This is a genomic window from Geodermatophilus sp. SYSU D00691 (assembly GCF_054050275.1).
The window spans coordinates 18,854-31,401 of sequence record NZ_JBJGYZ010000021.1 but is presented as its reverse complement, the minus strand read 5'-3'; the positions used below and the strand labels follow the sequence as shown (position 1 = coordinate 31,401).

General features: G+C 74.4%; 13 protein-coding genes. 8 read left to right on the top strand and 5 right to left on the bottom strand.

From position 1 onward, the window contains the following. The first annotated feature begins 195 nt into the window (after window positions 1–195). The 8 genes from ACI797_RS16035 to ACI797_RS16000 all read left to right on the top strand — a co-directional run bounded on the left by ACI797_RS16035 (window position 196) and on the right by ACI797_RS16000 (window position 7,235). The gene (locus tag ACI797_RS16035) at window positions 196–1,524 is read left to right on the top strand and encodes a substrate-binding domain-containing protein (RefSeq protein ID WP_456859711.1); all 1,329 of its coding nucleotides are present in this window, start codon (window positions 196–198) and stop codon (window positions 1,522–1,524) included. After that, window positions 1,521–2,462 (top strand): carbohydrate ABC transporter permease, encoded by a 942-nt coding sequence (locus ACI797_RS16030; RefSeq protein WP_456859710.1) that lies wholly within the window; start codon window positions 1,521–1,523, stop codon window positions 2,460–2,462. The genes ACI797_RS16035 and ACI797_RS16030 overlap by 4 nt, the downstream gene beginning before the upstream one ends. 2 nt (window positions 2,463–2,464) lie before the next feature. Next, window positions 2,465–3,370 carry a carbohydrate ABC transporter permease gene (locus tag ACI797_RS16025; protein WP_456859709.1) on the top strand — a complete coding sequence of 302 codons (906 nt, stop codon included), beginning with the start codon at window positions 2,465–2,467 and terminating at the stop codon, window positions 3,368–3,370. Between the two features lie 9 nt (window positions 3,371–3,379). Then, window positions 3,380–3,589: a twin-arginine translocase TatA/TatE family subunit gene (locus ACI797_RS16020; RefSeq protein WP_456542189.1), complete on the top strand. Its 210-nt coding sequence runs from the start codon at window positions 3,380–3,382 to the stop codon at window positions 3,587–3,589. A gap of 22 nt (window positions 3,590–3,611) precedes the next feature. Continuing rightward, on the top strand, window positions 3,612–4,490 hold the full coding sequence (gene tatC / locus ACI797_RS16015) for a twin-arginine translocase subunit TatC (protein WP_456859707.1): 879 nt from the start codon (window positions 3,612–3,614) through the stop codon (window positions 4,488–4,490). 12 nt (window positions 4,491–4,502) lie between these two features. Continuing rightward, window positions 4,503–4,766: a twin-arginine translocase TatA/TatE family subunit gene (locus tag ACI797_RS16010; protein ID WP_456859706.1), complete on the top strand. Its 264-nt coding sequence runs from the start codon at window positions 4,503–4,505 to the stop codon at window positions 4,764–4,766. Window positions 4,767–4,840: 74 nt separating this feature from the next. Then, window positions 4,841–6,199, top strand: a complete 1,359-nt coding sequence (locus ACI797_RS16005; protein ID WP_456859704.1) for a GH1 family beta-glucosidase — start codon at window positions 4,841–4,843, stop codon at window positions 6,197–6,199. Window positions 6,200–6,215: 16 nt separating this feature from the next. Beyond that, a complete protein-coding gene (locus ACI797_RS16000) occupies window positions 6,216–7,235 on the top strand; it encodes a LacI family DNA-binding transcriptional regulator (RefSeq protein ID WP_456859703.1) in 1,020 nt (339 codons plus the stop codon). Here the strand turns inward: ACI797_RS16000 and ACI797_RS15995 are convergent. The 5 genes from ACI797_RS15995 to ACI797_RS15975 all read right to left on the bottom strand — a co-directional run bounded on the left by ACI797_RS15995 (window position 7,232) and on the right by ACI797_RS15975 (window position 12,543). Further along, window positions 7,232–7,462 carry a hypothetical protein gene (locus ACI797_RS15995; protein WP_456859702.1) on the bottom strand — a complete coding sequence of 77 codons (231 nt, stop codon included), beginning with the start codon at window positions 7,460–7,462 and terminating at the stop codon, window positions 7,232–7,234. The two genes, ACI797_RS16000 and ACI797_RS15995, sit on opposite strands and share 4 nt — an antisense overlap. Before the next feature lie 71 nt (window positions 7,463–7,533). Then, window positions 7,534–9,195: an allophanate hydrolase gene (gene atzF, locus ACI797_RS15990; protein ID WP_456859701.1), complete on the bottom strand. Its 1,662-nt coding sequence runs from the start codon at window positions 9,193–9,195 to the stop codon at window positions 7,534–7,536. Continuing rightward, on the bottom strand, window positions 9,192–11,195 hold the full coding sequence (locus ACI797_RS15985) for a 5-oxoprolinase/urea amidolyase family protein (RefSeq protein WP_456859700.1): 2,004 nt from the start codon (window positions 11,193–11,195) through the stop codon (window positions 9,192–9,194). Before ACI797_RS15985 ends, atzF begins: the two co-directional genes overlap by 4 nt. Next, the gene (locus tag ACI797_RS15980) at window positions 11,192–11,839 is read right to left on the bottom strand and encodes an urea amidolyase associated protein UAAP2 (protein WP_456859699.1); all 648 of its coding nucleotides are present in this window, start codon (window positions 11,837–11,839) and stop codon (window positions 11,192–11,194) included. Before ACI797_RS15980 ends, ACI797_RS15985 begins: the two co-directional genes overlap by 4 nt. Further along, window positions 11,836–12,543, bottom strand: a complete 708-nt coding sequence (locus tag ACI797_RS15975) for a DUF1989 domain-containing protein (protein ID WP_456859698.1) — start codon at window positions 12,541–12,543, stop codon at window positions 11,836–11,838. The genes ACI797_RS15980 and ACI797_RS15975 overlap by 4 nt, the downstream gene beginning before the upstream one ends. Window positions 12,544–12,548: the final 5 nt, after the last annotated feature.

The following is a 12,548-nucleotide window of genomic DNA, read 5'->3' as shown; positions in this document are numbered from 1 at the left end:
GACCGATAGCACAACACCCCGTTGACATCCCCCCGCGCCGAAAAGTAGCGTCCGCGCCGCAGTCCTCTCCGAGTGGTGGGGGTCACACTAGTACGTCGGTGGGAGCGCTTCCACCACCTCGGGGCTCGAACGGCACACGAAGGCGACGATCGCCGCGGCGCAGGGCTGTCGCGGCCTCTGGACACGGAGACCAGCGTGGATCTCGGACAATTCTCCCTCTCCCGGCGGAACTTCCTCGGCCTGTCGGCGGCCACCGCCGGCGCGCTGGCGCTCAGCGCCTGCGGCAGCTCGGGCCCCGGCCAGGCCAGTGACGGCGGGGCGAGCTACTGGTTCCTCAGCGGCCAGCCGCAGGAGGACATCCGCCAGGGGGCGGTCGACCGCTTCAACGAGGCGAACTCGGACACCCAGATCGCCTCGACCACGTTCCAGAACGACGCGTACAAGACCCGCATCCGCACGGCGCTCGGCGCCGGCGAGGGCCCGACCATCATCTGGGGCTGGGGCGGTGGTGGCCTCAAGAGCTGGGTCGACGCCGGTCAGGTCGAGGACCTCACGTCGTGGTTCGACGAGAACTCCGACGTCCGCGACCGGCTCTTCCCCTCGTCCTTCGGCCCGGCGACCATCGACGGCAAGATCTACGCCATGCCGGCCGAGACCGTGCAGCCGATCGTGCTCTTCTGGAACAAGCGGCTCTTCGACCAGGTCGGCGTGCAGCCGCCGCAGACCTGGGGCGACATCATGGACCTGGTCCCGAAGTTCAACGCCGCCGGCATCGCGCCGTTCTCCCTGGCCGGCCAGTCGCGCTGGACCAACATGATGTGGCTCGAGTTCGCCTTCGACCGCGTCGGCGGCTCGGAGGTCTTCCAGGCCGTGTTCGACGGGGAGCCCGACGCCTGGTCCAACCCGGCGGCGATCCAGGGCCTGACCATGGTCCAGGACCTGATCCGGGCCAACGGCTTCATCGAGGGCTTCGCCTCCATCGTCGCCGACCAGAACGCCGACCAGGCGCTGCTCTACACCGACAAGGCCGCGATGATGCTCCACGGCTCGTGGACCTACGCGAGCATGAAGACCGACGGCGGTGACTTCGTGACCGGCGGCAACCTCGGCTGGATGAACTTCCCGCCCGTCGACGGCGGCACCGGCGACCCCACCGACACCGTGGGCAACCCGGGGCAGTACCTGTCGATCAACGCGGCCGCCAGCGAGGAGCAGAAGGAGCTCGCCAAGAAGTTCTTCACCGAGGGCGTGCTCCAGGACGAAGAGGTCGGCGAGTGGATCGCCACCGGTGGCGTGCCGATCGTCAACGGCGCCGACAGCCAGCTCAGCGACAGCGAGGACGCCGAGTTCCTCGGCTTCGTCTACGACACGGCCAGCAACGCCAGCGTCTTCGCCCAGTCCTGGGACCAGGCGCTCTCGCCGACGGCCGCGGAGACGCTGCTGGACAACATCTCCGGCCTGTTCCAGCTCAGCACCTCGCCGCAGCAGTTCGCCGACAACATGAACGCGGTCATCGGCAAGTGACCGTCACCGCCCCACCGGCAGCACCACCCGCCGGGCCGGCGACGCGGACCCGCCGGTCCGCGTCGTCGGCGGGCGGCCACGGCCGGGTGGGCTGGCTGGTGCTGCCGGCGCTGCTCATGTTCGTGGGGTTCGGCGTCGTCCCGCTGCTGGGCGTCCTCGGCCTCAGCTTCACCACCTGGGACGGCCTCGGCGCGATCGTCCCGAGCGGGTTCGACAGCTGGACGGCGGTGCTCACCGACCCCGGCCTGCCGCACGCGCTGTGGGTGACCTTCGAGATCATGGCGCTGTCCTGGCTGTTCCAGACGCCGCTGTCCATCCTGCTCGGCGTCTTCCTTGCCGGTCGCCAGCGCTACCGCGAGTTCCTGGCGGTGCTGTTCTTCGTCCCGCTGCTGCTCTCGGCGGCCGCGATCGCGATCACCTACAAGGCCCTGCTCGACCCCAACTTCGGCCTCGGCGCGGGCCTGGGCGCACCGCTGCTGCAGCAGGACTGGCTGGGCAAGGACGGCCTGGCCCTCAGCGTCGTCGTCTTCGTCGTCTCCTGGCAGTTCATCCCGTTCCACACGCTGATCTACCAGGGCGCGGTGCGGCAGATCCCGCAGTCGATGTACGAGGCGGCGCAGCTCGACGGCGCCGGGCGCGTGCGGCAGTTCTTCAGCATCACGCTGCCCCAGCTGAAGTACACGATCATCACGTCGTCGACGCTCATGGTCGTCGGGTCGCTGACCTTCTTCGACCTCATCTGGGTGCTCACCGGCGGCGGCCCCGGCGACGCGACGCGGTCGCTGGCCCTCGAGATGTACCGGACCGGGTTCCAGGCCAGCCTCATGGGCCCGGCCAGCGCCATCGCCGTGGTCCTCGTCCTCCTCGGCCTGCTCATCGCCCTGCTGCTGCGGCGGCTCGGCGGGCGCGGTGACGAGAGCCAGCTGGAAGGAGCCTGACGATGGCCACCGTGACAGCACCCCAGGCGGGCGCGGCCCCGGACCTCGTCGAGCACCCCCGGGCGCGCGGCGGCCGCCGGCGGACCGGCAACCGCGAGCGACCCAACTGGCTCGGCGGCGGGCTCGCCTGGCTGTGGCTGCTCGTCGTGATCGTGCCGATCTACTGGATCGTCGTCACGAGCTTCAAGACCCGGTCCAACTACTTCACGAGCAACCCGTTCCTGCCGGCCTCGCCGACGCTGGAGAACTACCGGTTCGTCATCGAGGCCGACTTCGCCCGGTACTTCGTCAACAGCGCGATCGTCACGCTGGGCGCCACCATCCCGGCGGTGGCGATCTCGTTCATGGCCGCCTACGCGATCGTCCGCGGCACCGGCCGGCGGTTCCTGCGGTGGAGCAACTCGCTGTTCCTCATGGGTCTGGCCATCCCGCTGCAGGCGGTGATCATCCCGATCTACCTGATCATCATCCGGCTGCAGATGTACGACACCCTGCTGGCGATCATCCTGCCGTCGATCGCCTTCGCCATCCCGCTGTCGGTGCTGGTGCTGGGCAACTTCATCCGCGACGTCCCACGCGAGCTGTTCGAGTCCATGCGCATGGACGGCGCGGGGGAGTGGACCATGCTCTGGCGCCTCGCCTTCCCGCTGACCAAGCCGGCGCTGGTGACGGTGGGCATCTACCAGGGCCTCACGGTCTGGAACAACTTCCTGCTGCCGCTGATCCTGATCCAGAGCCCGTCCCAGCGGCCGCTGCCGCTGGCGCTGGCCAACTTCCAGGGGCAGTACGGCGTGAACGTGCCGGCCGTCGCGGCCTCCGTCGTCCTCACCACCCTGCCCATCGCCGTCCTCTACGCGTTCGGCCGCCGGCAGCTGCTCAGCGGCCTCACCGCCGGTTTCGGCAAGTAAGGAGTCCCCGTGAACCTCGGTCCCGTCGAGATCGGCCTGATCGTGCTGGCCGTCCTCCTGCTGTTCGGCTACAAGAAGCTGCCCGACGCCTCCCGCGCCCTCGGCCGCTCGCTGCGGATCTTCAAGGGCGAGCTGAAGGGCATGAAGGACGACGCCCGCGCGCCCGCCCCCGGTCCGGTGGTGGTCGGCGAGGTCGTCGAGCCCGACCGCGCCCGCTGACCGCTCCCCGGGACGGACGGCGGTGAGGACGGGCCGGCGGCGGGTCGAGCGCGACCCCGCCGCGACCATGACGCTGATCGCGCACCTCGAGGAGCTGCGCAACCGCATCGCCAAGGCGCTGCTGGCGCTGCTCGTGGCCGGCGCCGTCGCCTTCTGGTGGTACTCGCACGGGCTCGGTGACTTCATCCGGGCGCCGTACTGCGGGCTGCCCGACGAGCTCCGGTACGGCGACGCCGGCGGGGAGTGCGGGCTGCTGATCACCGACGTGTTCGGCGGGGTGTTCATCCGGCTGAAGGTGAGCCTGCTGGCCGGCGCCGTGCTGTCCGCGCCGTTCTGGCTCTACCAGGTGTGGGCGTTCGTCACCCCGGGCCTGAAGAGCAACGAGAAGCGCTACGGCATCGGCTTCGTCGCCGTCTCCAGCCTGCTGTTCGCCCTGGGCGCGGTGCTCGCCTACATCTCCCTGTCCGCCGGCCTCGAGCTGCTGCTGAGCCTGGCCGGGGACGGCGTGGTGGTCGCGCTGACCGCGCAGGACTACATCGGGTTCGTGCTGTCGCTGCTGGTCGCCTTCGGGATCAGCTTCGAGGTGCCGCTGCTCGCCGTGGCGCTGAACCTGGTCGGCGTCCTGTCCTACGCGGTGCTGAAGAAGAGCCGGCGGTGGATCTTCTTCCTCACCATCGTGTTCGCCGCGTTCATCACGCCGACGCAGGACCCGTTCACGATGCTGCTGATGGCGCTGCCGATGTGCGTGCTGTTCGAGGTGGCCATCCAGATCGCCCGCGTCGTCGACAGGCGCCGCGCCCGCCGCGACGCCGCCGAGCACTTCCACGACCTGTCCGACGACGAGGCCTCGCCGCTGGACGCCACCCCCTCGCGGCTCGACGAGCCGGCCGGGCACCGCTGAGGAGGCGCCGACGTGTTCGACTCGATCGGCTGGGGCGAGATCGTCGTACTGGCCCTGGCCGCGCTGTTCATCTTCGGCCCCGAGCGGCTGCCCACGCTGGCCCGCGAGGCCGCCGCCGGGCTGCGCAAGGTGCGCGAGGCGCTGACCGACGTCCGCGGCCAGGTGGACGAGACCCTCGGCGACGAGTTCGCCGGCCTGAAGACCCTGGACGTCCGCCGCTACACCCCGAAGAACCTCATCCGCGACCACCTCCTGCGGGACGACGTCCCGCGCTGATCCGCCGACCGATGACGACCGGCGCTCCCTCCGCCAGGCGCGGGAGCGCTCCCCACCGCCCCGAGGAGACCCCGGTGCCCGCTTCCCCACGCCCCGACCCCGCCGGCTTCCCCGCCGACTTCCTCTGGGGGGCGGCGACCGCGGCCTACCAGATCGAGGGCGCCGCGGAGGAGGACGGCCGGGGCCGCTCGATCTGGGACACGTACAGCCACACGCCCGGCCGGGTGCGCGACGGCGACACCGGCGACGTCGCCGCCGACCACTACCACCGGTGGCGGGACGACGTCGCGCTGATGGCCGACCTCGGCCTCGGGTCCTACCGCTTCTCGATCTCCTGGCCGCGGGTGCAGCCGGGCGGTCGCGGCCCGGTCAACCAGAAGGGGCTGGACTTCTACTCCGGCCTCGTCGACGAGCTGCTCGAGCGCGGCATCGAGCCCTGGATCACGCTGTACCACTGGGACCTGCCGCAGGAGCTGGAGGACGCCGGCGGCTGGCCGGTGCGCGACACCGCGCACCGCTTCGCCGAGTACGCCGACCTGGTCGTCGGCGCCCTCGGCGACCGCGTGCGCTTCTGGACCACGCTCAACGAGCCCTGGTGCTCGTCGTTCCTCGGCTACGCCAGCGGCGCGCACGCCCCCGGCCGGCACGAGCACGACGCGGCCGTGGCCGCGGTGCACCACCTGCTGCTCGGGCACGGGCTCGGCGTGCAGGCCCTGCGCGCCCGCGGCGCCGAGCAGGTCGGCATCACGCTGAACCTGGCCCCGATGACCCCCGTCGACGACCACCCGGCGGTGCTCGACGCGGTCCGGCGGGCCGACGGCTGGCAGAACCGGGTCTTCCTCGACCCGCTGCTGCGCGGGGGCTACCCGGACGACGTCCGCGCCGACCTGGCGGGGGTCAGCGACTTCTCCTTCGAGCGGGACGGTGACGCCGCGACGATCGCCGCGCCGCTGGACCTGCTGGGCGTGAACTACTACCAGACCCAGATGGTGAGCACGTCCCCGATGCCGGGCACCAACCTCGCCGCGCTCGGCCCGACCGAGACCCCGCTGACGGCGATGGGCTGGGGGGTGGACCCCGAGGGGCTCGGGGACCTGCTGCGCCGGCTGCACCGCGAGTACGGCGACATCCCGCTCTACGTGACCGAGAACGGCTCGGCCTACGACGACGTCGTCGGCCCCGACGACGCCGTGCACGACCCGGAGCGGACGGCGTTCCTGGCCCGGCACCTCGAGGCGGCGGCCGGCGCCATCGCCGACGGCGTCCCGCTCAAGGGCTACTTCGTCTGGTCGCTGATGGACAACTTCGAGTGGGCACACGGCTACAGCAAGCGGTTCGGCATCGTGCACGTCGACTACGAGACCCAGCAGCGCCGGGTGAAGGACAGCGGCCGCTTCTACGCCGACCTCATCCGCGCGCACCGCGCGGGCTGACCGGGATACTGGCGCGGTGACCGCGACCGGTGAGCGCCCGACCCTCGACCAGGTCGCCGAGCGGGCGGGGGTCGGGCGCGGCACCGCGTCGCGGGTCATCAACGGCTCGCCGCAGGTCTCCGAGCGCACCCGCCTGCTGGTCGAGGCGGCGGTCGCCGAGCTCGGGTATGTGCCCAACCTGGCCGCCCGGGCCCTGGTGACCCGCCGCACCGGCGCCGTCGCGCTGGTCATCTCCGAGAGCGAGGACCGGGTCTTCACCGAGCCGTTCTTCGCCGGGCTCGTCCGGGGGATCAGCGCCGGGGTCTCGGTGGCCGGTCGGCAGCTCGTGCTCGCCCTGTCGGCCGGGCCCGGGCGGCCGCTGGAGCACTACCTGACCCCGCAGCACGTCGACGGCGTGCTCATGGCGTCGCTGCACGGCGACGACCCGCTACCGCAGCAGCTGCAGGTGCGGGGCCTGCCGGTGGTGCTCGGCGGGCGGCCGCCGGCGGGGTTCGGCGGCGCCTACGTCGACGTCGACAACGTCGGCGGGTCACGCGCCGGGGTGGCGCACCTGCTCGGGCGCGGGCGCCGGCGGGTGGCCACGATCACCGGCCCGCACGACATGGGTGCCGGGCAGGACCGGCTCGCCGGCTACCGCGCGGCGCTGGCGGCCGCGGGCGTGCCCGAGGACCCGGCGCTGGTGGTGGAGGGCGACTTCAGCGAGGCCAGCGGCGTGCGGGCGATGCGCGCGCTGCTCGAGCGCGCGCCCGACCTCGACGCCGTCTTCGCGGCCAACGACCTCATGGCGATCGGCGCGCTGCGGGTGCTGCGCGAGGCCGGCCGGCGGGTGCCCGACGACGTCGCCGTCGTCGGCTTCGACGACTCGCCGCTGTCGCGGGTGACCGATCCGCCGCTGTCGTCGGTGCGCCAGCCGGTGGAGCAGATGGGCCGCGAGATGGCCGAGCTGCTCATCCGCCTGATCAGCGACCCCGACTCGGCCGACGGGCAGGACCCCGCCGTGCTGCCCACCGAGCTGGTGGTCCGCGCCTCTTCCTAGAGGGACTCCCAGGTGCCGGCGCTGATCCGCTCGGCGGCCGCGTCGATCCACGGCTGCCGGTCGTCGAGGCCCTCGGCCTGGGCCACCGCCCGCAGGGTCGCCGCGGTGACCTCGACCGGGGCGCCGGCCGACCGGTCGGCCGCCAGCTCGTAGGCCAGCAGGGCGCGCAGCCGCTCGGCGAGGGGAAGCCCGTCGAGCTGGGTGCGCCAGTCGATCGTCGCCGTCATGGGACGACGGATTCCCGCGAACCGCCGGGGGCACACGGCCCCCGGCGTGTCCGCACCGCCCGGGCGCGTCGTCAGCGCGCGGCGAGGAATGCCCGCCAGCCGCCGTGCGCGGTGATCTCGGCCGCCGAGTCCACTCCGCTCGGGTCGGTGAGGAAGCCGGGGACGACGGTGCCGTCGTCCAGCTCGACCGGTCCGAGCGCGAGGGGCGCGGCGACCGACGCCAGCAGCTCGCCGACGCCGGCCGGCGGCAGGTTCCAGACCTCCACCTCGAGGCCGTCCGCGGGCCCGCCGGCGTCGCGGACAAGGCCGGGGCGGGGGAGCGGGCCGGGCACCCGGTACATCCGGTAGCCGGCGGCGGTGCGGGCGCGGGCGTGCAGCCGGCCGCCGAGCTCGACCAGCTGCGGGTTGAGCGGCTGCCCGGAGAGGTGCGCGCCGGCCACGGCCAGCAGGCCCCGGGTGGCCGGCGGGTCCACCGGCTCGCCCAGCCACCGGGCGGCGAGGTCGAGCAGCGGCCCGTCGGCGAAGGCGGGGGCGAGCAGCTGGACGCCGAACGGCAGGCCGTCGTCCCGCCGCCCGGCCGGCACGGCGACGGCGCAGAGGTCGAGCAGGTTGACCATGTTCGTGTACGTGCCGAGCCGGGCGTTCACGCCGACCGGGTTGGCCGCCACCTCGGCCAGGGTCGGGTGGTCGGGGGTGACCGGCAGCAGCAGCGCGTCGGCGCCGACGAAGGCCGGCATCGCCGCGGCGCGCAGCTCGGCGAGCCGCTGCTGCCCGCGGAAGACGTCGGCACCGGTGATCCCCGCGGCGCCGAGGACGATCCGCCGCACGGTCGGGTCGAGGTGCGGGCCGTCGGGCTCGAGGAGGGCGCCGAAGGCGGCCAGCCGCTCGGCGAGGAACGGCCCCCCGTAGAGCAGCCGCGCGGCCTCGAGGAACGCCGACACGTCGACCGGCACCAGCCGGGCCACCGTCGCGGCGTGCGCCAGCGCCCGTTCCCAGGCGGCGGCGTGCGCGGGGGCGAGGTCCAGCGGCCCGGCGGGGGCGGCGACCACGCGCATCGTGCGCGCCACGCCCGGCGGCAGCCCGGCCGGCGCCGGCCGCGACCACGGGTCGTCCGGGTCGGGGCCGGCGAGCACGCCGAGCGCCGTCCGGGCCAGGGCGACGTCGCGGGTGAGCGTCGTGACGCAGTCCAGCGAGGGGCAGGCCGGCAGCACCCCGCGGGTGGGCACCAGGCCGCGGGTGGGCTTCACGCCGACCAGCCCGTTGAAGGCGGCCGGCACCCGGCCGCTGCCGGCGGTGTCGGTGCCCAGCGCCAGCGGGACGACGCCGGCCGCCACGGCCACCGCGCTGCCGGAGCTGCTGCCGCCGCTGACGTGCGCGGCCGAGGCGACGCTCGCGCAGGCGCCGTAGGGGGATCGGGTGCCGACCAGGCCGGTGGCGAACTGGTCGAGGTTGGTCTTGGCCACCGGGACGGCGCCGGCGTCGAGCAGCCGCCGCACCACGGTCGCCGACGTCGCGGCGGGGGTGGTCAGCGCCGGGCAGGCGGCGGTCGTCGGGACGCCGGCCACGTCGATGTTGTCCTTGACCGCGACCGGGACGCCGGCCAGCGGCCCGCCGGCGGCCGGCGCCAGCGCCCGGATCTCGTCGGGGTCGAGGACGTGCACGAACGCGGGCCGGCCGAGGGCCCGGGCGGCCTCGGACGCGGCGGTCACGGGGGTCGTGCGGGTGGCGGTCACGCGGTGCTCCAGCGGGCTCGTTCGGCGTCGAAGGCGGCGCGGCGCCGGGAACGGAAGGCGGCGATCTCGCCGGCGTGCGCGGCCTCGAGTGCGCGCACCTCGGCGAGGGAGAAGGTGGCGGGGCGCGTCTCGAGGTCGGCCGTGCCGGCCGCGATCGCGGCCCGCTGCCCGGCGAGCTCGTCGGCGGTCACCGGGCGGAACCGCAGCCGGTCGAACGGGCGCAGCAGCCACGGCGGGTCGGCCGAGCCGGGCACGTGCCGCCAGACCGGCACGGTGCGGCCGACGAGCTGGTAGCCGCCGGGGCCCTCCATCCCGTAGACGCAGAGGTAGACCCCGCCGATGCCGACGGCGTTCTGCGGCGTCCAGGTGCGGGCCGGGTCGTACTTCGTCGTCACCAGCCGGTGCCTGGGGTCGACGGGGACGGCGACCGGCGCGCCCAGGTAGACGTCGCCGAGCCCGACCACCAGGTAGGTGGCCGCGGTGACCACGTCGAAGACGTCGTCGCGGTGCTCCAGGTCGTTGATCCGGCGGATGAACTCCACGTTGTCGGGGCACCAGGGCGCATCCGGCCGCACCGAGCGGGCGTAGCGGGCCATCGCCTCGTGCGCCGCGGGGTGGTCCAGCGCCAGCGGCAGCGTGACCTCCCGGACGGCCAGGGTCACCGTCTCCGGGTCGGGCACGTCGGCGGCCAGGTCGACCAGCAGACCGGCCAGGGCCGGCAGCGGCAGTGCGCGCTCGTCGACCTGCACCAGCACCGAGCGCACGCCCTCGACCAGCTCGCGGACCGCGCCGAGCCGCAGCGCCCGCAGCCGCTCGGCCAGCAGGTGGACCCAGACCCGCACGGACAGGTCGAGCTCGGCCGGCCCGGCCTCCAGCAGCAGGTGCGAGTCGCCGGCGGCGCGCACGACGACGTCCGGGCGGGCGCCCGCCCCGGCGAGGGCGGCCAGCACGACCGGCCGGGGCACGCGCACCGGGACCGCCGGCTGCACCGCCGCGGGGCGCTCGACGGCGGCCGCCGGGTGCGCGAGCAGCGCGGCGCGCAGCGCGTTGGCCCGGTCGGCGTCGGCGGCCGCGACCGGCTGCAGCCGCACCGCGTCGCCGGGCCGCAGCTGGGCCAGCTTCCACCGGTCGGCCGCGACGACGACGCAGGGGACGATGAAGCCGCCCAGGCTGGGTCCGTCCGGCCCCACGATCACCGGGGTGTCGCCGGAGAGCATGATCCCGCCGACCGGGTAGGCGCTGTCGTGGATGTTCGACGGGTGCAGGCCGGCCTCGCCGCCGTCGGTGCGGGCCCACCCCGGCGCCGGCCCGACCAGGCGGATGCCGGTGCGGTCGGCCCGGTGGTCGACGGCCCAGGTCGCGGCGAACAGCGCCGCGGCGCCGTCCTCGGTGAGGTGCTCCGGCGCGCCGTGCGGACCGGGCAGCACGCGCAGCGTCCAGTCGCCGGTCAGCTCGGGCAGCAGGCCGTCGACGTCCAGCGGGGCGTCGCAGTTCTCCAGCCGGCCGAGCGGCAGCTCGTCGCCGGCGGCCAGGGCGCGGCCGTCGAGGCCGCCGAAGCCGCCGAGCAGGAACGTCGAGCGGCTGCCCAGCACCTGCGGCACCGCGATGCCCCCGGCGACCGCGAGGTAGCCGCGCATCCCGGGCGCCCCGCAGGGCCCCATGTCGAGCACGGTGCCGGGACGCACGACGGTGACGACGCCGGGCCGCACCGGCCGGCCGTCGAGGGTGGCGTGCGGGACGGCGCCGGCCAGGCAGATCAGCGTGCGCCCGGCGAAGCGCAGCACGGGGCCGGTCAGCACCGCCTCGAGCCCGGCCGCGGTCGGCGGGTTGCCCACCGCCCGGTTGGCCAGCCCGAACGACAGGTCGTCCCACGCGCCCGAGGGCGGCACCCCGACGTCCCACAGCCCGCGGCGGCCCGCGAGGTCCTGCACGCTGGTCTGGACCCCGGGGGAGAGGACCTCGACGGTGGCGGTGCGGACGTCCGGGTGGACGAGCGTCACGCGGGGTCCCAGCCGAGCAGCCGGATCGGCGTGGGGTTCCAGCCGTTGCAGGGGTTGTTGAGCTGGGGGCAGTTGCTGATCAGCACCAGGGTGTCGCGGTCGGCACGCACCTCGACGTACCGGCCGGGCGCGGAGAGGCCGTCGGCGAAGGTCAGGCCGCCGTCGCCGGTGAGCGGCACGTTCATGAAGAAGTTGACGTTGTGCCCGAGCTCGCGCGGGCCGATGCCGACGGTCGCGCCGTAGCGCAGGAACGTCTCGCGGCAGGCGTGCTGGTGCCGGGTGTGCATGCCGTAGCGGACGACGTTGGACTCCTGCGCGCAGGCGCCGCCGAGGGTGTCGTGCCGGCCGACGGTGTCGGCGGTGATCGTCACCAGCGGGTCGAGGCCCACCGACAGGAGCCGCGAGCCGGTCGTGAGGTAGGCGCCGCCCTGCTCGCGGATGGTGTCCACCGCGCTGTACCGGTTGGCCAGGTCGTGCGCGTCGTAGAAGAGGGTGTCGGCGGCCTGGTTGCCCTCGAGGTCGACGATCCGGAACGACCCGCCGGCCCGGACGACGCCGGCGAAGCCGTCCCCGGCGGCCACGGTCACGTCGAGGACGGCGTCGTCCTCGCGCAGGTCGCTGCCGACCAGCTGCACGGCGGTCATGCCAGCACCGCCCGGGCGTTCGCCAGCGCGCGGGCGCTCTCGGCGCGGAAGGTCACCGAGGGGTCGTCCTCCCCGTAGGGCGCACCCGGCTCCACGACGGCCCGGACGGCGCCGGGGGCCCAGGTCGTGCTCAGCGGGTGCGGCGCCGTCGAGGCGACCAGCAGCAGGTCCTGCTCGGCGCGCAGGGTGACCCAGTCGCCGGCCCGGGCGTGGTCGGGCACGTGGGTGAAGCCGCCGTCCGCGCCGATGGCGACCTTGGCGAGGAAGTTGACCGTGGCGTGCAGGTCGGCCGGGCCGCGGCCGTGCTTGCGCAGCTCGGCCAGCAGGCCGGCCCGGGCCGAGCGGCGCCAGTTGTTGCGGTCGGTGCCGTAGGAGCTCGGGCCGGACGCGGCGACGTGGGCGTCGAGGGAGTGCCCGGTCAGGCAGTCGTGCCAGTCCAGGGACGAGCCGGTGACCGAGGCGAGCGCGGTGCCGCGGTCGCTCATGAGCACCATGGGCGGGGCGATGCGGGCGCTCATCTGCGCCTTGAGCGTGTCCGGGACGTTGAGCCGGTCGACCGGGTGCCGGTGGGCGTACAGCAGCACCGAGCAGACGGCGCCGTCGTCCAGGGCGGTCAGCCGCAGCACCCGGCCGGCGCGCAGCTCCAGCGACCACGCCGACGCGGCGGGGATGTCGTGTTCGAGGATCGGGTCTGTCGCGAGCACGGTCG

What these genes read in the sequence shown, in the direction of transcription:
- ACI797_RS16025 (WP_456859709.1), top strand. Translation starts at nt 2,465, where the DNA reads ATGGCCACCGTGACAGCACCCCAGGCGGGCGCGGCCCCGGACCTCGTC.
- ACI797_RS15995 (WP_456859702.1), bottom strand. Translation starts at nt 7,462, where the DNA reads ATGACGGCGACGATCGACTGGCGCACCCAGCTCGACGGGCTTCCCCTC.
- ACI797_RS15980 (WP_456859699.1), bottom strand. Translation starts at nt 11,839, where the DNA reads ATGACCGCCGTGCAGCTGGTCGGCAGCGACCTGCGCGAGGACGACGCC.